The following is a 23,655-nucleotide window of genomic DNA, read 5'->3' on the forward strand; positions in this document are numbered from 1 at the left end:
CGATGGCCGACCGCTGGCACAAGCTCTCCGAGTCACCCACGACGTCGAACGCCGCCGACGGGGTCGCCCCGCTCGCCGCGGCCGACCTCTTCCGTGAGGCACCCGCCCCGGCCGCGCCGCCTCTCGACGAGAAGCTGCGGCAGACGTACTACTGGATCGTCAATCGCGCGGTCATCTCGCCCTACTACGACGTGGAGTTCTCGTCGGGGCGCCCGCTCACGTTCGAGCTGGGCGACGCCGGCGCCGAGCTCACCCTGCCGAACGAGCCCTCGTACTCCTCGAACGTGCTGCTACCGCTGCTGAGCTTCGCGGTGGGTGGCAAGTGCCTGCTGATCGGCGGCCCGGGCCGCGGCAAGACCACCGTCGCGGTGCTCATGGGAGTGCTCGCCGGGTCGACGCCCGAGGAGGTGCGGCGCGGCGTGCAGCAGGGGCAGCCGCAGCTGTCGATCAGCGACCTCGTCGGCATCCCTCTGCCGCGCGATCTGATGAACGCGTCGAGCCTGGCCGAGATCGGCATCGCGTGGCGCGAGTGGCTGACGCGGCCCGTCAAGATCGTCGACGAGTACAACCGCATCCCCACCAAGACGCAGTCGGCCCTGCTGACGATGGTGGCCGAGGGCTACGTCGAGAGCCACGACCAGATGCGTCGCACGGCCCCCGCTTCGGGCGTGGAGAGCTGGTTCTTCACCGCCAACGACGACGCGGGCGGTGGGACCTTCCCCGTCATCCAGGCGCTGCGCGACCGCATGGACGTGACCGTGCCCGCAGCGGGGTTCAACAGCCGCTTCCTCGACGAGCTCGTCGCCCGCGTCGAAGCCGGCGAGAAGCCCGAGGAGCACGTGCCCGCCGAGCTCGTGTTCGCTCCCGACGAGCAGTCGGCGATGCGCGCGGCGATCCGCGCGGTGCCGGTGCCGGCCGAGGTGCGTCGGCGGCTGGAGTTCTTCCTCAGTCACTTCGAGTTCGTGCAGGGCGGCGGGCGCCGGTTCGAGTACCGCACGAAAGACACGGTGACCACTGCCGGAGGCCGGGTCGCCGAGGCGATCGAGGCGAATTCCGGTGCCGACCTCATGACCGATCCCGGCGCGCAGACCCTCAACGGCCTGTCGGTGCGGGCGCTGCAGACCCTCATCGTCTACGCCAAGGCCGTCGCCTGGTTCCGTGGTCGCGACGCGGTATCGGTCGCCGACGTGGGCGCGATGCTGCCGTTCGTGCTGCGGGGCAAGCTGCTGCCCAATCCCACCCATCCTCGGTTCGATGTGGGGGCCGAGCGCGAGCTCAGCACCGATGTGATGAGCTGGCTCGCCGACCTGTTCGCGGAGTCGGGCCGACAGTTCGACGCCCTCGGCCGCGGGGGCGACGACCCGGTCGGCGCGCTGCTCGCGCAGCTCGAGGCGGGCCTCGACGGCGTCGGGGCGGTCGAGGCCGGTCGGCGCCTCACCGAGATCGAGGCACGGCTGCGCACCGTCGCGGGCACCGGCAAGCTCTACGGCCGCGACTTCGACGACCTCATGGCGCTGAAGTACCTGCACCAGCGCTACACGGCCTACCTGCGCTGGCTCGAGGGGCGTTCGTGATCCGACGCCCCGGCCACCTCGCCGATCGCACTCCGCCGGTGGGCACCCCGGTGCCGGTCGAGGGGCTCGACCTGGCGCTGGCGGGACGCAACGTCGAAGCGGCGGGCGGCTCGGCCGAGCGGTTCGCCGTGTCGTTCGCGGCCGGGCGCGCGGCCGGCGAGGGGTTCGACCCGATCGCCCTCGCCGGCATCGCGGGCTGGCGAGCCGGCGCGCTCGGCCTGCGCGACGACGCTCTGGGCAGCATCGAGCGGGCGTGGTCGTCCGGCGAAGGCGCAGCCGCGGCGGCCGCCCTGGGGATGGATGCCGCCCACCTCGGCGTCTTCGTCGAGCGCCAGAGAACCGACCGGTACTGGTGGCCCGGCCGCCGCGAGGCCAACGGCTACGTCTGCGCGGTCGGAGGGTTCCGCGGTCTCGGCGGCGCGTGGACGGCGCCTCCGGCCGACGGTCGACCGCTCGGTGTCGACGGCGCGTTCGCCGTGCGCACCGGGGCGCGGTGGTGGCGCATCGACGCCGACGCCTGGGGGTCGCGCCTGAGCCCGCTCGACGATGAGCCCGATCCGGGCGCCGCGGGCGCGGCATCCGTCATCACCTTCGCCGACTCGTACCTGGTGTGGATCCACGTCGCGGAGCCGGCGTGAGCACGACGATGTCGCCGATCGGAGGCGAGCTGCTGGCGTGGGAGGCGGCGCAGCGACTGTGGGGCGTGCGGCTGCAGGAGGCGCGCATGGCTCCCGGCGCAGGCGACGAGCACGGCGCTCCCGCGTGGTTCACCTTTCCGCCGGTCGTCACGGTCGACCCGGTCATGGTCGCGCAGCTCGGGGGAGCAGGCGAGATGGAGAGCGTGTTCGCGCACGAACTCGGGCACCACGTGCTCGCCCCGAGCACGCGCTTGGACGCGCTGAAGATCCGCCATCAGATGGCCCGCGCCCTGCAGGCCGCGGGGGCACCCACCCTGCGCGACGAGGATCTCGCGCTGATGTCGAACCTGTGGACCGACCTGCTCGTCAACGCCCGTGTCGCCGTCCTGCAGCGACGGCGCGACGGGGTGGGCGAGCCCGGCATCGTGCGGTTGTCGCGAGAGCTGTACCGCGCCTCGCGCTCGTCGCCGAGCCCGCTGTGGTGGGTGTACCTGCGCACGTACGAGCTGCTGTGGAACCTGCCCCGCGGAACCCTCTGCGACCCCGAGCCGCCGGAGCCCGCCCGACGCCCGCCGAAGCAGAAGCAGGAACTGCCCTGGACGCGCATCGCCGCGGAGCACCGCGCGGCCGAGAAGGCGCTGCGGCAGGCGCGCAGGGCCGCCGAGCGCGTGTCCGACGAACTCGCCGAAGCGACGGTCACGCGTCCCGCCCTCGACGCCGACGTGCTCGCCTCGCTCGTGCGCACCTTCGCGGGCGACGCCGTGGCCGGGGCCCTGCGCTTCGGCGTCGTGGTGGCGCCCTACCTCATCGATCCGCGCACCGACGGCGCGGCCTCGCTCCCCGGAGGCACCTGCGCCGCCGATGACGCCGCCGCGACCCCCTCGGAGCTCGGCCGGGTGCTGTCGGATCGGCGGCTGAGCGGCGCGGTGCCTTCCTCCGCGGGGGCCGCTGCTGCGCCGGCGGCGAAGGGCTCGGCCACGGGGCAGGCCCTCGGGATCGCGCAGACCCTCGAGCTGTACGCCGACGCGGACCCGGCTGCCGTGATCGCGGCCTGGTACCGAGCCGAGGCGACGCGCTGGGTGCGTCCGTTCACGCAGCGGTTGCCGCGTGCGGTCTCGGCCGACCTCCCGGGACCCTTCGAGAGCTGGGAGACCGGTGACGACCTCGCCGATCTCGACTGGCCCGCGACATTGCAGGCGGGCGGGGCGGTCGTGCCCGGGGTGACGACGCTGCGGCGCTCTTACCTGCCCGATGATCCGCCGCCGGTGTCGTCGAGCATCGATCTCGACCTCTACATCGACAGCTCGGGCTCGATGCCGCAGCCGCAGACGGGCTCGCCCGCCGTGCTCGCGGGCACCATCCTCGCCCTGTCGGTGCTGCGGGGAGGCGGACGTGTGCGCGTCACGAGCTTCTCGGGACCCGGCCAGGTCGCCGGCCGCGAGGAGTACTCTCGCGACCCCGCCCGGGTCATCGCCGACCTCGCCCATTTCTTCGCCGGCGGCACGACCTTCCCCCTCGACCTGCTCGACAAGAGGTACGCCGGACGGGGGATTCCGGATGCCGCGCACCGGCGTCACCTCGTGGTTCTCTCCGACGACGGGCTGACCTCGCTCTTCGGCGACGGCGATCCCGCTCGCGCCGATGTCGCGCCCCGGGTGCGCGAGACACTCAGCACGGCGACCCTCGTCGTGCTCGATCGACAGCACCGGGTCGCCGAGCCGGCGCTGCGGGCGGGATACGAGGTGATGTACATCGAACGGATGGACGACGCACCCGCGGTGTGCGCGCGATTGGCGGAGGTGCTCGGTGGCTGAGGCGGACGATCTGCTGAGCGTGTGGTCGGCGATCGCGCCGCCCGAAGACACGGCGTGGGCGAGCGCCCGGCCCGGCCCCGGGGTCGACGAGATCGCGGCGCGCCTGTCGAGCGTGCCGCGGCCGTTCCTCGACGACGACGTCTCGCTGCGCGCGCTCGCCGGCGACGTGTTGGGCAGACCCCTGGCATCCATCGATCACGCCGACGACGAGCGGGTGCGCACGGGCGCGGCCATCGGTTTGTGGGTGGTGGCGAGCGAGGACCTCGTGCAACCGTTCGTCCCGTCACTCGCCGGCGGCGACGTGGCGCGCGCGATCGACGCCCTGGCCCTGCGCCTCGCGCCCGTGGTGGATCCGCGCGACTGGCTCGCCGACGCCGAGCGGCGAGAAGAGGCGGCGCGCACCTTCGTGCTGTGGGCGGGCTTCCTGCCGGCCGGCGAAGACCGCGAGACCGCGCGCGCCCTCCTCGACGCGCGCGACTCGCTCCGCCGCAACGCCGCGCTCGCCGAGGCGTACGCCGCGTACCGTCACCGCGAAGAGATCGCCCGCCGCCTCGCCGAGGCGCGCGCCCGGGAAGCCGCCGCGAGGTACTCGAGTGAGTGACGACGACCCGCTCGCCCTCGGCGAGTACCGGCCGGGATCGGCGGCGGTGCTGACGGATGCCGAGCGCTGGCCGACCCTCGACACCGGCGGCGCCGCGCGCCTGCAGCGGTGGCGCACGCACCCGGCGGCCCCCGCGTGGGTGCATGCCACGGGGGACCGACTCACCGCCGAGGCCGTCGACCGCGCTCGCACGCCGCTGCCGCTCGACGGGTGGCTCGACGCGCACCTCGACACCGCGCGGCGACTTCCGTTCTATCGAGGCATGACGGGGCTGCGGACCCTCGACGACTTCCCCACGATCGAGCGGCGCGATCTCGTCGCCGACGTCTCGGCATTCGTCCCCCTCGACGCCGACCTCGACCGCATGCTGCACGGCACGAGCTCGGGGTCGACGGGGGCGGCGCTGGTCATCCCCGACGACGTCGAGGAGGTGGCGCGCGGCTTCCACCTGCTCGTCCGCCTCGTGCGCGAAGCGGGTGTGAAGTGGGAGCCGGATGCCGAGCGGCTCGCGATCATGTGGGTGCTGCAGCAGCGCCAGGCCTTCACGTACGTGTCGATCGTCAGCGGCTTCGCCCAGCGCGCCATGGCGCGGGTCAATCTGAACGAGGGCGCCTGGCGGGCGGCATCCGATCGCTCGATCTTCCTCAGAGACGCGGATCCGCAGGTGATCTCGGGCAACCCCACCAGCTTGTCCGAGTTGCTGACCCCCGAACTGCGGGCCGTCGTGCACCCGCTCGCCCTGTTCTCGGGCGCGATGGCCCTGTCGGCGCCGCTGCGCGCTGAGCTCGAGGCCGCGTTCTCGTGCCCCGTGTTCGACGTGTACGGCCTGCACGAGACCCGGCCGATCGCGGTGCGCACCGACGACGGACCGTTCCGCGTGCTCGACCGGCGGGTGCACGTCGAAGTGCTCGATGCTGCGGGCGAGCCGGTCGCCGACGGAGCGATGGGCGAGATCACGGTGACCGCGGGCGAGAACCCCCTGCTGCCGCTCGTGCGGTACCGCACCGGCGACGTCGGTCGGCTCGTCGACCTCCCCGGCGGCGGCGTCGGCATCGCCGACCTCGAGGGGCGCGAGCACACCGACTTCGTCAGTGCCGCGGGGACGCGCGTGCCGTCGGTCGACCTCACGCAGCAGCTGCAGAGCCACGGCGCGCACGGCTGGACGGTGGAGCAGCGAGCGGACGGCGGGCTCGAGGTGAGGATCGCCGGCGGCGACGGCACGGCGATCACCACCGCGCTGCGCGCCTTGCTCGGTCAGCCCGTTCGGCTCGAGCGCGTCGAGCGTCTCGCCGACCTCGGTGAGGGCAAGCCCCGACGCTTCCGGTCCGCCGCGCGCTGACTCCCGCCGCACGAAAGGGCCGGGGCTCGTGGCCCCGGCCCCTCGGCATCCGGTGAATCAGTTCAGGTATTTCGCGTACGCCGGCAGGGTGAGGAACGCGGGGAACTCCTCGCGCAGCGCCACCTCGCGGAACACCGCGGCGGCGTCGTCGAAGCGGTCGCCCTCGGAGCGCCGCACCTCGGCGAGCACGTCCGTCACGAGAGCCTCGACGAAGTCGCGGGTGATGGCGGTGCCCTCGGCCGTGGAGTGGTCCTGGTGGATCCACTGCCAGATCTGCGAGCGCGAGATCTCGGCGGTCGCGGCGTCTTCCATGAGGTCGTCGATCGCGACGGCGCCCAGGCCCCGCAGCCAGGCCTCGATGTAGCGGATCGCCACCGAGACGTTGCCCCGCACACCCGCCGTCGTCACCGGCAGACCGATGCGCACGTCGAGCAGGTCGGCGGGGTCGACCGCCACCTCGTCGCGGGTGCGCCCGAGCTGGTTCGGCTCGTCGCCGAGCACCGCGTCGAACTCGGCGCGGGCCACCGGGATGAGGTCGGGGTGGGCCACCCACGTGCCGTCGAAGCCGTCGCCGGCCTCGCGCCGCTTGTCGGCGGCCACCTTCTCGAACGCGGCCTCGGTGACCTCGGGTCGCCGGCGGTTCGGAATGAACGCGCTCATGCCGCCGATCGCGTAGGCGTCGCGCTTGTGGCACGTCTGCACGAGCAGCTCGGTGTAGGCCCGCATGAACGGCACGGTCATCGTGACCTCGCTGCGGTCGGGGAGCACGAAGCGGGCGCCCCGGCCCCGGTAGGTCTTGATGATCGAGAAGATGTAGTCCCACCGCCCGGCGTTGAGCCCGGCGCAGTGGTCGCGCAGGGCGAAGAGGATCTCCTCCATCTCGAACGCCGCCGGCAGCGTCTCGATCAGCACGGTCGCGCGGATCGTGCCGTGGTCGAGGCCCAGGCGCTCCTCGGTGAACGAGAACACGTCGTCCCAGAGCCGTGCCTCTTCGGCCGACTCGATCTTCGGCAGGTAGAAGTACGGTCCCCGGCCCGCCGCGATCAGCGCGTGCGCGTTGTGGAAGACGTACAGCCCGTAGTCGATGAGAGATCCGGATGCCGGGAGCTCCCGCCCCGCGCGATCGATGAAGCTCACGTGCTTCTCGGGCAGGTGCCAGCCGCGCGGGCGCATCACGATCGTGGGGGTGCGCTCGGCGGTGACCTCGTAGCGCTTGCCCTCGGGGCTCGTGAACGACAGCTGTCCGCGGATCGCGTCGAACAGCGACAGCTGGCCACCGATGACGTTGCTCCAGGTCGGGCTCGTGGCGTCCTCCTGATCGGCGAGCCACACCCGCGCGCCGGAGTTCAGCGCGTTGATCGTCATCTTCGGGTCGGTGGGCCCGGTGATCTCGACGCGGCGGTCCTCCAGGCCCGGGCCGGCGCCCGCCACGCGCCACGACGGGTCGTCGCGGATGTGCGCAGTGTCGGCGCGGAAGTGCGGGTCGTCGCCCGTGCCGATCTCGAAGCGGCGGCGCAGGCGTGCGGCGAGCCGGTCGTGCCGGCGCCGGGCGAAGCGGTCGTGCAGCTCGGTGACGAAGGCGAGCGCCGCGGGCGTGAGGATCTCGCCGTCGCGCCCGTGCACGGGCCGCTCGAGGCGCAGGTGCGGGGCGGATGCCGGGGTGCTCGGCATCCGGGATTCTTCGGTGGTCGGCGGGGGAGAGGTGTCGATGAGGGTCATGGTCGTGGCTTTCTGTGGCGCGTCCGCTTCTCGGACCATGTCCCGAAAATGGCGGCCTGGGGGTGGCCCAGGCAGCCGAAAATGGGACATGCACTGCGAGAAGGGGGACGAGGGGTGGGCGAGAGCGGGTGAGGGCTCAGTGGAACTGGGCGGTCTCGGTGGAGCCGACCAGGGCGAGCGTCGCACTGTCGGGGTTGAGCGCGGTCGAGACCACGTCGAAGTAGCCGGTGCCCGCTTCGCGCTGGTGGCGCGTGGCGGTGTAGCCGTTCGCTTCGGCGGCGAACTCGGCCTCTTGCAGCTCGACGTACGCGCTCATGGCGCGCTCGGCGTAACCGCGGGCGAGGGCGAACATCGAGTGGTTGACGGCGTGGAAGCCGGCCAGCGTGATGAACTGGAAGGCGTAGCCGAGGGCGGCCAGGTCGGCCTGGAACGTGGCGATCTGCTCGTCATCGAGGTGGCGCTTCCAGTTGAAGCTCGGCGAGCAGTTGTAGGCGAGCTTCTTGCCCGGGTAGCGGGCGTGGATCGCCTCGGCGAAGCGGCGCGCGAGCTCGATGTCGGGCTCGCCCGTCTCGACCCAGATGAGGTCGGCGTACGGCGCGAAGGCGAGTCCGCGGGCGATGACCGCGTCGAGGCCCGGGCGCACGCGGTAGAAGCCTTCGCTGGTGCGCTCGCCGGTGAGGAACTCCGCGTCGCGCGGGTCGACGTCGCTGGTGAGCAGGTCGGCGGCCAGGGCGTCCGTGCGGGCGATGATCACGGTCGGCACCCCGGCGACGTCGGCGGCCAGGCGCGCGGCGTTCAGGGTGCGGATGTGCTGCTGGATCGGCACCAGCACCTTGCCGCCGAGGTGGCCGCACTTCTTCTCGCTCGCGAGCTGGTCTTCCCAGTGGATGCCGGCGGCGCCGGCCGAAATGAGCGACTGGGCCAGTTCGTAGGCGTTGAGCGGACCGCCGAACCCGGCCTCGGCGTCGGCGACGATCGGGGCGAGCCAGTCCTGGGTGATCTCTCCCTCGGCGCGCTCGATCTGGTCCTGCCGCAGCAGCGCGTTGTTGATGCGGCGCACGACCGCGGGCACGCTGTTGGCGGGGTAGAGGCTCTGGTCGGGGTAGGTCTGTCCGGCGAGGTTGCCGTCGGCGGCGACCTGCCAGCCGCTCAGGTAGATGGCCTTGAGACCCGCGCGCACCTGCTGCACGGCCTGTCCGCCGGTGTAGGCGCCGAGGGCGCGGACGTACTCCTCGGTGTGGATGAGGTTCCACAGGTTCTCGGCTCCGCGGCGGGCGAGGGTGGACTCCTCGCGGACGCTGCCGCGGAGGCGCACGACGTCTTCCGCCGAGTACGTGCGCTCGATGCCGTCCCAGCGGGGGTCGTTCTCCCACGCGGCGCGGATCTCGTCGGCGGTCACGGTCTGGTCGCCGGGGCGCAGGGGCTGCTGGGCGGGGGTGGCCTGGATCGTCATGAGCGTTCTCCTTCGGATGTCGGGGCTGCGGTGCCCCGTGGAGACCACTGTCGGCGAAGAACAGCCCCCTCGAAGTGCATTTGTCGTGTGAAGATCGCGCGATCTTCTGTTCCGGTGAGAACATGACGTATGGACACCGGCGTCTCCGCTTCTTCGGCATCCCTCCCGTTCGACGATGACGAGGTGGACACCCTCACCATCGGCCGACGCATCCGTCAGCTGCGCACCGCGCGCGGCTTCACGCTCGACGAGCTCGCCGCGGCGGTCGGTCGCGCCCCGAGCCAGATGTCGATGATCGAGAACGGCCGTCGCGAGCCCAAGCTCACGCTGCTTCAGGCGATCGCGCGGGCGCTCGAGTGCAAGCTCGAGCAGATCCTCGACGCCGAGCCCCTCGACGAGCGCGCGGCGCTCGAGATCTCGGTCGAGCGCGCGATGCGCGGGCAGACGTTCCAGGCGCTCGGCATCGAGCCGTTCCGCGTCGGTCGGTCGGTGCCCGACGAGGTGCTGTCGGCGATGCTCGCGCTGCAGGGCGAGATCGAGCGCCTCCGCGAGGAGCGCTCAGCGACCCCCGAAGAGGCGCGGCGGGCCAACGTGGCGTTGCGCCGCCTCATGCGCACGCAGGACAACCACTTTCCCGACCTCGAGCGCACGGCATCCGGGATCCTGACCGCGATCGAGCACCCTGGCGGTCCCCTCACCCAACGCGGGGCGAGCGACATCGCCGCCCACCTCGGCTTCACGCTGCACTACGTGCCCGACCTGCCCTCGTCGACGCGGAGCATCGCCGACGTGAAGAACGGCCGGCTGTACCTGTCCACGAAGGTCGCGAAAGGCGACCCGCGCGCGTCGGTGCTGCAGGCGCTGTCGAGCCGCATGCTCGGCCACGGCGAGCCGACGAGCTACGACGAGTTCCTCCGGCAGCGGGTCGAGACGAACTACCTCACCGGCGCCCTGCTCATGCCCGAGGCGCATGTCATGCCGGCGCTCCGTGAGGCGAAGGAGCGGCGCACGATCAGCATCGAGGACCTGCGCGACGCCTACTCGGTGTCGTACGAGACCGCCGCGCACCGCTTCACGAACCTGGCGACCGTGCACCTCGGCATCCCGGTGCACTTCCTGAAGGTGCACGAGTCGGGCACCATCACGAAGGCCTACGAGAACGACGACGTGAACTTCCCCACCGATCGCCTCGGCTCGATCGAGGGGCAGATGTGCTGTCGGCGCTGGACGAGCCGCGTGGTCTTCGACGAAGACGACCTCTTCAACCCGTATTACCAGTACACCGACACCGGCAACGGAACCTACTGGTGCACCGCGCGCGTGGAGCAGTCGAGCGAGGGTGCGCACTCGGTGAGCGTGGGCGTGCGCTTCGACGACACGAAGTGGTTCCGTGGTCGCGACACCTCCAACCGTGCGATCTCGCGTCACGCGGTCGAGGCGTGCTGCCGTCGGGCGCCCGCTTCGCTCGAGAACGCGTGGCGCGGTCGGGCGTGGCCCAACGTCCGCACGCCGCGCACCCTGCTGGCGACCCTGCCGACCGGAGCGTTCCCGGGCGTGGACACGACCGAGATGTACGAGTTCCTCGAGGCGCACGCGCCGCGCGAGTGATCGAAATGTGCAAGCTGCACAGCTCGGATGCAATGTGAGGCGACATGCCCATGTCTCGCCCGCGGGGACGGCAATAGCGTGTGCAGCACCCGCACCGTCCCTCCCCGCAAAGGACACCCCATGGCACGTATGGCACACGCCGACGATTTCGCCCTCAGCCGCGTGACACCCGACGCCCAGAAGCACTGGTTCGGCATCGCCGTGCAGCGCTTCGGCCAGGTGTCGGCCCTGTCGCAGTTCCTGCTCGGCGCCACCCTCGGTTACGCGATGACCTTCAGCGACGCCTTCCTCGCGCTCCTGCTCGGCTCGATCATCCTCGAAGTCATCATGTGCATCGTGGGGATCATCGGGCAGAAGGAGGGTCTCAACACCGCGCTCCTCGCCCGCTGGACCGGCTTCGGAGACATCGGGGCATCGCTGGTCGGCCTCGCGATCGGCATCAGCCTCATCGGCTGGTTCGGCATCCAATCCGCCATCTCGGCCGAGTCGCTCGACTCCCTGCTCCCCGGGCTTATGCCGACGTGGGCGTGGAGTCTGCTGTTCGGTCTGGCCGTGACCGCGATCGTCGCGGTCGGTTTCGTCGGCATGCAGTGGCTCGCCAACATCACGGTGCCCCTGTTCCTCGTGCTCGTGGGGTGGTCGATCATCTCCGAGCTCAGCAACCACTCGTTCGGGGATCTGCTCACCTCGCCCGCCCCCGGCCCGACGATGTCGGTTTGGCAGGGAACGGCGATCGTCGCCGGTGGCCTCATCGTCGGCGCCATCATCACCGCCGACATGACGCGCTTCAACCGGTCGAAGGCCGACGTCGTCAAGCAGACGGTCCTCGGCGTCACCCTCGGAGAGTTCGTCATCGGTCTCTCGGGCGTACTGCTCGCCCACGCCGCCCAGTCGGGCAACATCGTCGCGATCGTGACCTCATCGGTGGGCCTCGTCGGTCTGATCATCGTGATCACCGGCACGCTCAAGATCAACGACTGGAACCTGTACTCCTCGACCCTCGGTCTGGTGAACTTCATCTCCACGGCCTTCGGCAAGAACCTCCATCGAGTCACCACGACCATCGTGCTCGGTGTCGTCGGTTCGGTCCTGGCGGCCGCGGGCATCCTGTCGCAGTTCACCGAGTTCCTCATCATCCTCGGCGTCGCCTTCCCGCCCATCGCCGGCATCATGGTCGCCGAATACTTCCTCGTTCGCCGGTGGCGCGGAGAGCTCGACGCCTCACGTGCCGAGGGACGGCTCCCGCAGACCTCCCCGCGCATCGTGCCGGTCACCCTCGTGATCTGGGTGATCTCGGCCCTCGTCGGGTACTTCTTCACCTGGGGCATCCCGGCGATCTCCTCGCTCGTGCTGTCGATCGTCCTCTACACCGTCGCCGGCAAGCTCGGCTGGGTGCGCGGCATCGGTCAGGCCACGACCGCGCAGTCCCCGGCAGCGAGCGCCGCGCCCGTGGCATCCTGATCCGCTCTCCTCGAACGAAAGAAGCTCCACCCATGCACATCGGCATCGACGTCGGCGGCACCAACACCGACGCAGTGCTCATGGACGGCAAGGACACCCTCGCCGGCGTGAAGAAGTCCACCAGCCCCGACGTCACCTCCGGCATCGTCGACGCCATCGCGGCGCTGCGCGCCGAGCACGACTTCTCCGGCTCCGACGTCGACGCCGTCATGATCGGGACGACCCACTTCATCAACGCGCTCGTCCAAGCCCAGCGCCTGGCCCCCACGGCCGCGCTGCGCCTGGGCCTTCCCGCGACGAAGGCTCTGCCGCCGCTCGTGGACTGGCCCGACGTGCTGACCGAGGCGATCCAGGCGCGCAGCTATCTCGCCCACGGCGGGTACGAGTTCGACGGGCGTCCCATCTCACCGCTCGACGAGGACGAGCTGCGCGGCATCGCCGCCGACATGGCGGAGCACGGGGTGCGATCGGTGGCGATCTCATCGGTCTTCTCGCCGGTCAACCACGACCTCGAGGTGCGCGCGGCCGAGATCCTCGCCGAGGTGCTCGGACCGGACGTCGCGATCTCGCTCTCTCACGAGATCGGCCGGATCGGCCTGCTCGAGCGCGAGAACGCCACGATCATCAACGCGGCTCTGCGCGAACTCGCCTCCGAGATCGTCGACGGACTCACCTCCGCGGTGCGCGCGCAGGGGATCGAGGCGCCCATCTTCCTGAGCCAGAACGACGGCACGCTCATGGACGAGGACTACGTGCGCCTATACCCGGTCGCGACCTTCGCCTCAGGACCGACCAACTCCATGCGCGGCGCCGCGCTCACCAGCGGACTGCAGACGTGCGCGGTCGTCGACATCGGTGGGACGACCGCCGACATCGGCCTGCTCAACGCCGGGTTCCCCCGGGAGACGGCGAACGAAGTGAAGGTCGCCGGCATCCGGACGAACTTCCGGATGCCGGACGTGCTGTCGATCGGCATCGGCGGTGGCTCGATCGTCGACGAGGAGACGGCCGAGGTCGGCCCCGCGTCCGTCGGGTACCGGTTGACCGAGGAGGCCCTCGTGTTCGGCGGCTCCACCCTGACGGCGACCGACATCGCCGTGGCGGCGGGCCGCGCACAGGTGGGGGACCCCTCCCGTGTCGCGCACCTCGACCCGGCGTTCGTGGACCGGGTGCTCGCCCGCATCGCCGAGCGTGTGGCCGAGGCCGTCGACCGCATGCGCACGTCGCCGGAGCCGATCCCCGTCGTCGCGGTCGGGGGTGGCAGCATCCTCCTCCCCGACGACCTCCCGCTGTTCGGCGCCGTCCACCGGCCCCGCAACTATGCCGTCGCCAACGCCATCGGCGCCTCGATCGCCCAGGTGGGCGGCGAGATCGACAAGGTCTACGCGATCGAGGCGGGCCGCCGCGACGAGGGTATCGCCGCGATCCGCGCCGAAGCCGTCGACAAGGCGATCGCCGCCGGCGCGCGCCCGTCGTCGGTGTCGATCGTCGACTTCGACGAGGTGCCGATTCCCTACCTCCCCGGCAACGCCACGCGCGTCCGGGTGAAAGCGGTCGGCGACCTCGACATGGGCGTGCGCGCGTGAGCTGGGAGCTGTCCGCTTCGCAGGTGACCGACCTCGCCCGTGGCGCGGCGGTGCTCGGCACCGGCGGAGGCGGAGACCCGTACATCGGAGCCCTCCTCGCTCGCCGGGCACTCGCCGAGCACGGTCCGGTGACGGTCGTGAGCCTCGACGAGCTGCCCGACGACGCTCTCGTGCTGACGGTCGCGATGATGGGCGCCCCCACCGTCATGGTCGAGAAGCTCCCGAGCCTCGACGAGGTGGTCGCCCCCGTGCACGCGCTCGCCGCATCGCTCGGGCGTCCCGTCACGCACATCGCCTGCGCCGAAGCCGGGGGAGTGAACTCCACCATCCCCGTCGCCGCCGCCGCGGCCCTGGGGCTGCCGCTCCTGGACGCGGATGGAATGGGTCGTGCGTTCCCCGAACTGCAGATGGTGCTGCCGACCCTGTACGGGGTCACCGCCTCACCGCTGGCTTTCGCCGACGAGAAGGGCAACACGGCGGTCCTCTCGACCGTCGACAACACCTGGACGGAACGCATCGCCCGCGTCGCGTGCGTCGAGATGGGCTGCTCCGTCATGATCGCCGGATTCGCGATGTCGGGGACCACGGCCCGCGAGGCGCTCGTACCGGCGTCGCTCTCGGCGTGCGTGTCGATCGGTCGCGGCATCGTCGAGGCACGCGAGGCCAAGACCGACCCCGTCGCGGCGGTCGTCGCCGCGCTGCGTGGACGCGAGGTCTTCGCCGGCAAGGTCGTCGACGTCGAGCGCGGAACGACGGCGGGCTTCGCTCGCGGCAACGCCCGCGTCGACGGTACCGACGACACGCTCACCCTGTCGTTCCAGAACGAGCACCTCATCGCCCGTACCGGTGCCGGCGTGCTCGTGACCACGCCCGACCTCATCATCGTCCTGGACGCCGAATCCGCCGAACCCATCACCACCGAGGGGCTCCGCTACGGCCAGCGCGTCCGTGTCATCGCCGCTCCGAGCGACGAACGCTGGCACGCCCCCGAGGCGCTCGCGATGGTCGGCCCGGGGTACTTCGGCTACGAGATGCCCGCGCACCGCTTCGACGGAACCATCGAGACCCGGGAGGCCGCCGCATGAGCTGGACCCTGACCGCCGCGGACCTGCCCGACCTCGCGCGCGGCGCGACCCTGCTCGGCACGGGCGGGGGAGGCGATCCCTACATCGGGCAGAAGCTCGTCGAGCGCGTCCTGGGGGAAGGGAGCATCACGGTGCTCGACCCCGATGAGATCGATGACGACATGTTCGTCATCCCGACCGCGCAGATGGGGGCGCCGACCGTCATGGTCGAGAAGATCCCCGCCGGCACCGAGCCCACGCTTGCCCTTCGCACTCTCGAGAAGCACCTCGGCCGCACCGCCGACGCCACCATGCCGATCGAGTGCGGGGGTATCAATTCGATGATCCCCCTCATCGTCGCCGCCGAAACCGGCCTTCCGGTGGTGGATGCCGACGGCATGGGCCGTGCGTTCCCGGAACTGTCCATGGAGACCTTCGCCGTCTACGGCGTGCACGGTTCGCCTCTCGCCCTCGCGGGGGAGCGCGGTGAGACCGCCGTCATCGACACCGGCGACGACGACCGCCAGATGGAGTGGCTGGCCCGCGGGGTCACGATCCGTCTCGGCGGGGTCGCCCACATCGCCGAGTACGCGATGACGGGAGCGGACGTCCGTCGCACCGCGATCCCGCGGACGCTGTCGATGGCGCTGGCCCTGGGACGTGGCATCCGTGAGGCTCGCGAACAGCACCGTTCCCCGTTCGAGGCCATCGCCGAGACCCTGTCGACGACGCTGTATCCACACGTGCGCGAACTGTTCGTGGGGAAGGTCACCGACGTCGAGCGACGCACCACCGACGGATTCGCGAAGGGACGGGCGACCATCACGGCGCTCGGCCCCGACGACGACTCGACCCTCGAGGTGGCCTTCCAGAACGAGAACCTCGTCGCACGCCGCGACGGGGTCCTCGCGGCGATCGTCCCCGATCTGATCTGCATCACCGACATCGAATCAGCCGAACCGGTCACGACGGAAGGGCTCCGGTACGGCCAGCGCGTCCGAGTTCTCGGTATCTCGACGCCCGAGCTCATGCGCACCCCGGGCGCGCTCGCCGCGTTCGGTCCCTCGGCCTTCGGACTCACCGACGCGTTCACGCCGGTCGAGCAGTTGCAGATCGCCGAGGCTCGGGCGCTCATTACCCTGTGAGCATGAGAACCCTCGGGCCCGATCGCCTTCCCGCGCTCGCCCGGGGGTTCGCCCTGCTCGGCTCGGGCGGCGGCGGGACCACCACCCTGCTCGAACTGATGGCGTCGCGGGTGCTCGAAGAATCCGTCGACCTCCACGACGTCCACGAGATCGATCCCCGAACGCAGTGTGTCGCGGTGGGGTTCGCGGGCTCCACGTATCTGCTCGGCGAACGCGTGCCCGCGGACGACGCGTTCGGGCCGCTGCTCGAGGCCGCGGAGCGCTGGACCGGTGTCGTAGCGGCTGCGGTGTGCGCGATGGAGGGCGCGGGACTGAACGGCCTGACCCCCTTCCTCCTCGCCCGTGACCGGATGCTCGTCGACGCCGACCTCATGGGCCGCGCCCTGCCGGGGATCGATCAACTCTCGTTGCTCGTCGACGCCGTCCCGGGCGTGATCGTCGTAGCGGACACGGGCGGTGGCGTCATGCTCGTGGACTCGTCCCGCGCCGCAGACGCCGAGAGTCTCGTGCGGGCGAGCGTGATCCGCGCGGGCGGGGCGGGCGCGGTCCTGGTCGCGGGTTTCACCGTCGGGGACCTCGCCGTCCGCGGCGTCCCGGGAACCTCCGCCCGTGCCCTGGCGCTCGGCGACGCCGACATGTCCTTCGACGATTCGGACGAGGCGCGCCTGCTCGGGAGCGGGAGGGTGAACGCCGTCCATGCCGTGCCCGACGATGCCTTCGCCCGATCGGTCGAGATCGCCGGCGACGACGGCGCTCTCCTTCGGCTCGTGGCGCGTTCGGAGTTCCTCGCCGTCACCCGCGACGGCCGCACGGTCGCCGCGTCCCCGGAGATCCTCGTCGCCATCGACTCCGTGTCGGGAGACGTGCTGCAGGTCGACGCCCTCACCCTCGCCCGACACGTCCGCGTGGTCGCGCTCGACGCCCCGTCGTGGTGGCTCGCCTCCGAGCGGCGGCTCTCCCGGGTCGTGCCCGCGACCTACGGTCTGCGCGATCTGGAGGTCGGTCGGTGACTCCACTCGAACTCGGCGCACTGCTCGCGCACCCGGCCAATGGCGGCCTGCGCGTCGTGGTCGAAGCCGTCGGGGCGTTCAGCGGCGTCGTGATCGCGGCGCGCGAGGCGACGCTGCCCGACCAGGGGACGGGGGAGCTCGCCGCGCTCACCGAGCCGCTGCCGACGGCCGTGTGGCAGCAGGATGCGCTGGTGCGCCGTGTCCGCGACCGCGGGTTTCGCGGACTGGCCCTGTCGGGTGCGGAGGAGCTCGGAGCCGGCACCCGAGGTCTCGCTGCGCGCCTGGGCGTGACCGTCCTGACGGTCGACGACCCCCTCGCACTCGCCCGCGCCGGCTGGGAGCTCGTCCAGGGGCGCGACGCGCTGACGCTCGGCTACGTGCGTCGCGTGGCGCAGTCGATCGAGTACTCCGCCGCGCACCTCGCCGACCTGCTCCGCCACCTCTCGTCCAGTGTGGGGCACGGCGTCGCGCTCATCGATGCCGAGGGGGTGCTGCTCCAGGCCGGCGGTGAGCTTCCCGCGTCGGTGCGCTCCGCCATCGACTTCGGCCTGTGGCAGGACGCGGTGTCCGTCGACGAGGGCGCCGCCGCTTCCGTCCGCGTGGACAGTCCGAGCCGCGCGGGGCTCCGCCTGGCCATGTTCGGCGTCGGGCTGAGTGCGGCGCAGTTGTCCGCCCTCGCCGTCGCGGCGGAGGTCGCGATGCCGGCGGTCGCCGCACGGATCCTCATCGACGAGGTCGCCGACGTGAGCGACGCCGCCGTGGCATCCGGTCTGCTCCGAGAGTTCCTCGAAGCCCGTGAGGCGCGCGACCCCGATGTCGAGCAGCGCATGAGCGAGCGCGGATGGCGCACGGGTGGATACCATCTCGCGTTCCGCATCGCGGGCCGCCGTCGCCTGGACACCCTGGAACTGCTGCGGTTCGTCCGTCGCGGGTTGGCGACCCTGCCGCTCGACTCGCAGGCCGTGACGAGCGGCCGCGGAGTGACGGGGTGGCTGAGCTTCGCCGAGCCGCCGTCGGCCGCGCTCCTCGACCGGCACGTCGCGTCGGTGCGGGCGTTGCACGACGGAGCGCGCCGCTCATTCGACGTCGCGACGGGGGTCGGATCGCTCGACAGCGGTGCAGGCGGACTGCTCTCGAGCATCGACGGTGCCGTCGACGGGGCCCGCATCGCCGCGGGTCGCGCCGCGATGGGGTGGTTCGTGCGGGTGGATGCGCTGGGGATCGAGCAGGTGCTGCTCTCGTGGGCGGGATCGGACACCTTCGTGCCCGCCGCCGAGTCGCTGCTCGCGCCACTCGCGTCTCAGGGGCCCGAGCTGCTCGAGACCCTCACCGTGTACCTCGACCACGAATCCGGCGTCTCGGCCACCGCGATCGCGCTGGGGGTGCACCGCAACACGGTCGCGATGCGCATCGCGCGGGCACAGGAGCTGCTGGGAGTCGACCTGGCGGACACCGACGCCCGGTTGGCGCTGCATCTGGCCTGCCGCGCTTTGCGCTGACGTCGGGGTCGGCATCTCCCTGGCGCGTGATCGCCTCCGATGCTCTTGTCCGGGATGCCGTGAAGCGGGGTCGCGCCCGCGTTCCCGTCGTGGTCGTGAGGGCGCGAAGGGGTTGCGATAAAACCTGACACGTGTATGGTTTTAGCTCACGAGCTCCATCCCCCCGGAGCGCTTTCGATGAGGAGAGCAGCCATGAAGCACACCCTCGCGGCATCCACCGCGATCGTCGGACTCGTCCTGGGCGGCCTCGCCGCGGCATCCCCCGCCTTCGCCGCGCCACCGGGACAGCCCGGCCCGCCGCCGCACGCCGGGCCCCCGCCGCACGCGGGTCCCCCCGCGCACGCGGGTCCCGGGGCACGTGACCTCCAGCGCTACGCCACGGACACCTGGAAGTCGATGGCCGCGATGGCCCACGAGAACACCGGTCTTCCCGACGACAACATCGGCGGCGCGCTCGATCCGGACACGGCATCCGGATACACCTCGCCGACGAACATCGGCGGCTACCTCTGGTCGACGGTGACCGCCCGGGACCTCGGGATCATCAGCGCCGACGAAGCGCGCGAACGCCTGACCGCGACCGTGTCGACGCTCGAGACCATGGAGCGAAACGACGGCAGTGGCATGTACTACAACTGGTACGCGCCGGACACGGGGGCGAAGCTCGAGATCTTCCCCACCTCGGGCGAGGTCATCCACCCCTTCCTCAGCACGGTGGACAACGGGTGGCTCGCCGCGGGTCTGCGGATCGTCCGCGAGGCCGAGCCGGCGCTCGCCGACCGCGCCGACGCGCTGTATCGCTCGATGGACTTCTCGGCGTTCTTCGACTCCGCCGGAGCCGCGAACCTCCCCGCGGGCACCAACCGCGGCGGCTTCTGGGAGGCCCCTCCCGGAGACGGCTGCGCCGTCGAGGTCCCGATGTACAACGGCAGCGGCGAGCAGGCGTTCTACACCTGCCACCACTACGACACGACCGTCAGCGAGAGCCGCATCGCGACCTACCTCGGCATCTCCGAGGGCTCGATCCCGGCATCCGGTCTCTACGGCACCCATCGCACCATGCCCGCGGGCTGCGACTGGGCGTGGCAGGAGCAACTGCCCACCGGCGAGACGCGCACCTACGACGGCGTCGACGTCTACGAGGGCGTCTACTCGTACGACGGAATGTCGTTCGTGCCGAGCTGGGGCGGCAGCATGTTCGAAGCCCTCATGCCCGACCTGCTCATCCCCGAGACCGAGTGGGGCCCGACGTCGTGGGCCGTGAACCACCCGATCACGGTCGAGATCCAGAAGCGTCACGGTCTCGACGAGGCGGGCTACGGCTCGTGGGGCTTCTCGCCCGCGAGCAACCCGTTCGGCGGATACGCGGAGTACGGCGTCGACATCGCCGGCATGCGCTCCGACGGATACACCTCCGATGCCGAGAAGACCGACGTCGACGTCGACCGGCCCGGTTGCAGCGAGGGCACGAACCCCGACCCGACCTTCGGCGACGGCGTCGTCACCCCGCACGCATCGTTCTTGGCGCTGCCCTATGACCGCCCGGGCGTGCTGAAGAACCTGCGCGGCCTCGAGAAGATGGGCGCCTACGGTCCCGGCGGCTTCTACGACGCGGTGGCGGTGGGGAGCGGAACGGTCGCCGAGCGATACCTGTCGCTCGACCAGTCGATGATCATGGCGGCCGTCGGCAACGCTCTGACCGGCGACAGCCTCAAGGACTACATGGTCGATGACAGGATGGAGCAGAACCTCCGGCCCGCCATCGAACAGCAGGTCTTCGGCTCCTCGTGGGGCGATCGACGTCCCTGACGACGAGCGCGACCGCTACCCGGTGCCTCACGGAGGTGCCGGGCAGCGGTGCGTCCGGACAGGGGAGGGATGCCGATGACCGACGCAACAGGGGCGCGCGCGCGTCGCGGCAGCTATCCGAAAGGCCAGCAGACCCGCCAGCGCATCGTCGACGAGGCCGTCGTCGTATTCGGGCGTTCCGGCGTCACCGCGGGATCGTTGCGCGAGGTCGCGACGCGCGTGGGCGTGACACCCGCGGGGCTCATGCACCACTTCGCGTCGAAGGAGGAACTGTTCGCCGAGGTGCTGCGCCAGCGCGACGAGCGCGTTCGCGCCGCCGCCGGCGATCCGCGTGAGCACACCCTCGTCGAACAGATGCAGAAGGTGGTGGCGCACAACGCCACGACCCGCGGGCTCACGTCGCTGTACACGCTGGTCGTCGCCGAGGCGGGCGACCCCGCGCATCCCTCTCATCAGGCGTTCGCCGAGCGGTATCGCCGCAGCGCCGAGACCGCGGCCGACCTGTTGCGTGCGGGTCAGGCCGTCGGCGAGGTGCGGTCCGACATCGACCCCGCGTGCGCGGCGCGGCTGCTGAGCGCCGTGATGGACGGGTTGCAGCAGCAGTGGCTCCTCGACGACTCCGTCGACATGTCGGCTTTGTTCGCCGAGTTCGTGCGCGGGTATCTCCGACCGCTCGACTGAGGGCCGGCATCCGGTGTCGATCCGCGCCGGCGGGTGTCCGCAGTGGCGCCGTCCTGCGGAGTCGAGCGTCGTGGCACCGGTGTCGGGGGTCGGCGGGAGGGTCGCGTGCAGGTCAACTCCGCAGGACGGGAGCCGGCCGGGTCCTCTGGCGCGGGTGTCCGTCCACGGAGCGGTCAGCGGAGGTGGAGCTGGCGCTGGACGTGGGCATGGATCGCCCGCTCGACCGTCTCCCAGTCGTGAGCGACCAGCGCGTCGTCGAACCGGAGGGTGATGCAGCCCCGGGCAGCCGCACGTGCGTCACGAAGCAGATCGCGGTGCCGGTGCTCCGCGCTGCCGTGGTTCTCGACCCCGTCGACCTCGACGATCAGGCGGTCGCCTATGACGAGGTCGACGCGACCGACGGTGTCGATCCGCACCTGGGTGCGCACGGTCAGACCCAGATGCCGCAACCGCCAGCGCACGAGCGACTCCAGTCCGCTCTCGGCGTCGCGCCCGGCGAGCGCGATCGCCTCGCGCGCCACCGCCGACGTGTTCTTCGTGAGCCAGTCCAGACCCGCTCGACCGATCTTGCGCGCGTGGAGGGCTGACTCGAGCGCGACGAAGAACTCCTCCGCGCCGCGGCAGAGGAAGATCTGCCTCAGGATGCCGTGGAGGGGAGGGGGACGGAACCTGTCGTTCTCGTCGTGATCCCCGTGCTCGATACAGGTGCAGTCGTCGTGCGGGTGTCCATGGCCGTGCGGTCGAAGGGCGACGTGCAACGGATCATCCGGTGACAGAACCCACAGCCCGAGGTGTGTCGCCGCGCTCACGCACGCGAGGGTTCCACCGTGCTGCGCCGCGCGTCGCCGCGGCTCGCAGGTCCCGGCATCCGCGTACACCCCTCGCCGGAGGCGGACGAGGGATCCGAGGCCGATCGCGCGGTCGATGTCGTGGCGGCTGAGCCCGGCATCGAGGAGGTCGAGACGTCGATGGATTCGGTCGGCCGGCGTGCACACGCCCCCATGGTCGTCGTCCTCGACCGGCGCTTCGCCGCGAACGGTCGGATGAGTGGATGCCGGCGGCATCCGGTGGTCTGGGGAGGAAGGGCGCCTCCACCCGCAGGTCGCCGTCGTGCGACGTTCGCGGAGCGGGCCCGGGCGGACCGTTCTCCGTCCTGCGGAGTTCTGGGGTGGATCACCGGACCTTCCCCCGGGATCCAGGAAAAGACACGGGTCGACTCCGCAGGACGGCGGCTCCTCGCAGCACGGGACGGGCGTCGACTCCGCGGGGCGGCGGGTCGGTGCGGCGCGTGAACCTCGCGCTTGCGACAGCGAGGTTATGCGCTTAAACTAATGCGCAGACGTTCACACGAGCATCCGACGGCGGATGCCTGGTTCGAGGAGGAACACGATGAAGAAGTCCCGATGGAGCGCCGTGGCCGTGGTGGCCGCCGCCGCGATCGTCCTCACCGGTTGCGGGCGCACCTCCGACACCGGTTCCGGCGCCGCCGAAGCCTCGACGATCGGCGACGCCAAGGCCCAGGGCACGCTCACGATGTGGGCGATGGGCGCCGAGGGCGAGGCGCTCCCCGCGTTCGTGAAGCAGTTCGAAGACGCCAACCCGGGCGTGACCGTCGAGGTCACCCCCGTGCCCTGGGACGCCGCCTACAGCAAGTTCCAGACCGCCATCGCCGGCGGAAACACCCCCGACCTCGCGATGGTCGGATCGACCTGGATGGCCGACTTCGGCGACGCCCTGCAGACGGTACCCACCGACCTGTCGACCGACGGCATCTTCCCCGGGGCGATCGACTCGACGATGATCGACGATCGCGCGACCGGTGTTCCCTGGTACGTCGACACGCGCGTGCTCTACTACCGCACCGACATCGCCGCCCAGGCCGGCTGGACCACGCCCCCTGCCACCTGGGACGACCTGAAGAAGATGGCCGCCGACATGCAGTCGAAGGGAGGTGCCGACTACGGCATCCGCTTCCCCGCGGGGAACGACTCCTTCCAGGGCAACCTCTGGATGCCGTGGTCGAACGGCGCCGAGCTCGAAGACGGCGCGAAGTGGACCCTCGACACCCCCGAGACCGCCGAGGCCCTCGACTACTACCAGAGCTTCTACACCGACGGCATCGCCAACCCGGCCGCCGACCGCTCGGCGGGGGCGCAGGAGGCGGACTTCGTCTCGGGCAAGACGCCGATGCTCATCGACGGACCCTTCCTCATCGGCCAGCTCGAAGAGCTCGGCGGGGCGGGGTTCAGCGACAAGTTCTCCACCGCCGTCCTGCCGAAGGAGGAGTCGTCGACTTCGTTCAGCGGCGGGGCCAACCTCGCCGTGTTCGACAACTCCGACAACGCCGCCAGCGCGTGGAAGCTCGTCCAGTGGTTGACCGAGCCCGAGACGCAGGCCGCCTGGTACGACGCGACCGGCGACCTCCCCGCCGTCCAGGACGCGTGGAAGGCCGATGCCCTCGCCTCGTCCGCGACGCTCGCCGCCTTCGGGACGCAGCTCGAGACCGCCAAGTCGGTCCCGGCCGTGACCACCTGGGTCCAGGTCGCCGCCGCCGGCGACGCCATGCTCGAGAAGATCCGTCTCGGCCAGCAGACGCCGGCCGACGGCCTCAAGGAGCTTCAGGCGACCGCCGATCAGCTGGGCCTGGGCTGAGA

General features: G+C 71.2%; 18 protein-coding genes. 15 read left to right on the forward strand and 3 right to left on the reverse strand.

From position 1 onward, the window contains the following. Positions 1-2 precede the first annotated feature (2 nt). From BLS25_RS10290 to BLS25_RS10310, 5 genes are read left to right on the forward strand one after another with little or no spacing between them, the layout of a single operon-like run. Positions 3-1,574, forward strand: a complete 1,572-nt coding sequence (locus BLS25_RS10290; protein ID WP_074695493.1) for an AAA family ATPase — start codon at positions 3-5, stop codon at positions 1,572-1,574. Beyond that, positions 1,571-2,212, forward strand: a complete 642-nt coding sequence (locus tag BLS25_RS10295) for a hypothetical protein (RefSeq protein WP_056223839.1) — start codon at positions 1,571-1,573, stop codon at positions 2,210-2,212. The genes BLS25_RS10290 and BLS25_RS10295 overlap by 4 nt, the downstream gene beginning before the upstream one ends. Beyond that, positions 2,209-4,026: a vWA domain-containing protein gene (locus tag BLS25_RS10300; protein ID WP_256335572.1), complete on the forward strand. Its 1,818-nt coding sequence runs from the start codon at positions 2,209-2,211 to the stop codon at positions 4,024-4,026. The genes BLS25_RS10295 and BLS25_RS10300 overlap by 4 nt, the downstream gene beginning before the upstream one ends. Further along, positions 4,019-4,627, forward strand: a complete 609-nt coding sequence (locus BLS25_RS10305) for a phosphohydrolase (protein WP_074695495.1) — start codon at positions 4,019-4,021, stop codon at positions 4,625-4,627. Before BLS25_RS10300 ends, BLS25_RS10305 begins: the two co-directional genes overlap by 8 nt. Beyond that, positions 4,620-5,966: an AMP-binding protein gene (locus tag BLS25_RS10310; protein ID WP_074695497.1), complete on the forward strand. Its 1,347-nt coding sequence runs from the start codon at positions 4,620-4,622 to the stop codon at positions 5,964-5,966. The genes BLS25_RS10305 and BLS25_RS10310 overlap by 8 nt, the downstream gene beginning before the upstream one ends. 57 nt (positions 5,967-6,023) lie before the next feature. Here the strand turns inward: BLS25_RS10310 and aceB are convergent, their stop codons facing one another. Continuing rightward, positions 6,024-7,637 carry a malate synthase A gene (aceB, locus tag BLS25_RS10315; RefSeq protein WP_371129338.1) on the reverse strand — a complete coding sequence of 538 codons (1,614 nt, stop codon included), beginning with the start codon at positions 7,635-7,637 and terminating at the stop codon, positions 6,024-6,026. Positions 7,638-7,821: 184 nt separating this feature from the next. Next, the gene (aceA, locus tag BLS25_RS10320) at positions 7,822-9,138 is read right to left on the reverse strand and encodes an isocitrate lyase (protein ID WP_074695501.1); all 1,317 of its coding nucleotides are present in this window, start codon (positions 9,136-9,138) and stop codon (positions 7,822-7,824) included. A 129-nt stretch (positions 9,139-9,267) separates the two neighbouring features. Between aceA and BLS25_RS10325 the strand changes: the two genes are divergently transcribed. The 9 genes from BLS25_RS10325 (at position 9,268) to BLS25_RS10365 (ending at position 21,001) form a co-directional block, all read left to right on the forward strand. Beyond that, positions 9,268-10,746, forward strand: a complete 1,479-nt coding sequence (locus BLS25_RS10325) for an XRE family transcriptional regulator (protein ID WP_074695503.1) — start codon at positions 9,268-9,270, stop codon at positions 10,744-10,746. 120 nt (positions 10,747-10,866) lie between these two features. Further along, positions 10,867-12,207 (forward strand): purine-cytosine permease family protein, encoded by a 1,341-nt coding sequence (locus BLS25_RS10330; RefSeq protein WP_074695505.1) that lies wholly within the window; start codon positions 10,867-10,869, stop codon positions 12,205-12,207. 32 nt (positions 12,208-12,239) lie between these two features. Beyond that, a complete protein-coding gene (locus BLS25_RS10335; RefSeq protein ID WP_074695507.1) occupies positions 12,240-13,793 on the forward strand; it encodes a hydantoinase/oxoprolinase N-terminal domain-containing protein in 1,554 nt (517 codons plus the stop codon). Next, entirely contained in the window at positions 13,790-14,878 is a 1,089-nt protein-coding gene (locus tag BLS25_RS10340) for a DUF917 domain-containing protein (RefSeq protein WP_074695509.1), read from the forward strand. The genes BLS25_RS10335 and BLS25_RS10340 overlap by 4 nt, the downstream gene beginning before the upstream one ends. Beyond that, entirely contained in the window at positions 14,875-16,002 is a 1,128-nt protein-coding gene (locus BLS25_RS10345) for a DUF917 domain-containing protein (protein ID WP_074695511.1), read from the forward strand. The genes BLS25_RS10340 and BLS25_RS10345 overlap by 4 nt, the downstream gene beginning before the upstream one ends. A gap of 2 nt (positions 16,003-16,004) precedes the next feature. Then, positions 16,005-17,012 (forward strand): S-methyl thiohydantoin desulfurase domain-containing protein, encoded by a 1,008-nt coding sequence (locus BLS25_RS10350; RefSeq protein WP_074695513.1) that lies wholly within the window; start codon positions 16,005-16,007, stop codon positions 17,010-17,012. Then, entirely contained in the window at positions 17,009-18,511 is a 1,503-nt protein-coding gene (locus BLS25_RS10355) for a PucR family transcriptional regulator (RefSeq protein WP_074695515.1), read from the forward strand. The genes BLS25_RS10350 and BLS25_RS10355 overlap by 4 nt, the downstream gene beginning before the upstream one ends. Positions 18,512-18,703: 192 nt before the next feature. Beyond that, positions 18,704-20,320, forward strand: coding sequence for a glucoamylase family protein (locus BLS25_RS10360; RefSeq protein ID WP_074695517.1), 1,617 nt, complete (start codon positions 18,704-18,706; stop codon positions 20,318-20,320). Positions 20,321-20,395: 75 nt separating this feature from the next. Continuing rightward, complete coding sequence (locus tag BLS25_RS10365; protein WP_074695519.1) at positions 20,396-21,001, forward strand: TetR/AcrR family transcriptional regulator; 606 nt, start codon at positions 20,396-20,398, stop codon at positions 20,999-21,001. 173 nt (positions 21,002-21,174) lie between these two features. Here BLS25_RS10365 and BLS25_RS10370 read toward each other — a convergent pair whose 3' ends face one another. Then, positions 21,175-21,996, reverse strand: a complete 822-nt coding sequence (locus BLS25_RS10370) for an endonuclease domain-containing protein (protein WP_074695807.1) — start codon at positions 21,994-21,996, stop codon at positions 21,175-21,177. Positions 21,997-22,390: 394 nt separating this feature from the next. On the opposite strand from BLS25_RS10370, the gene BLS25_RS10375 reads away from it, so the two are divergent. Continuing rightward, positions 22,391-23,653, forward strand: coding sequence for an extracellular solute-binding protein (locus BLS25_RS10375; RefSeq protein ID WP_074695521.1), 1,263 nt, complete (start codon positions 22,391-22,393; stop codon positions 23,651-23,653). Positions 23,654-23,655: the final 2 nt, after the last annotated feature.

Origin of the sequence: Microbacterium testaceum StLB037 (genome assembly GCF_900104345.1) — a bacterium.
GTDB lineage: Bacteria > Actinomycetota > Actinomycetes > Actinomycetales > Microbacteriaceae > Microbacterium > Microbacterium testaceum_A.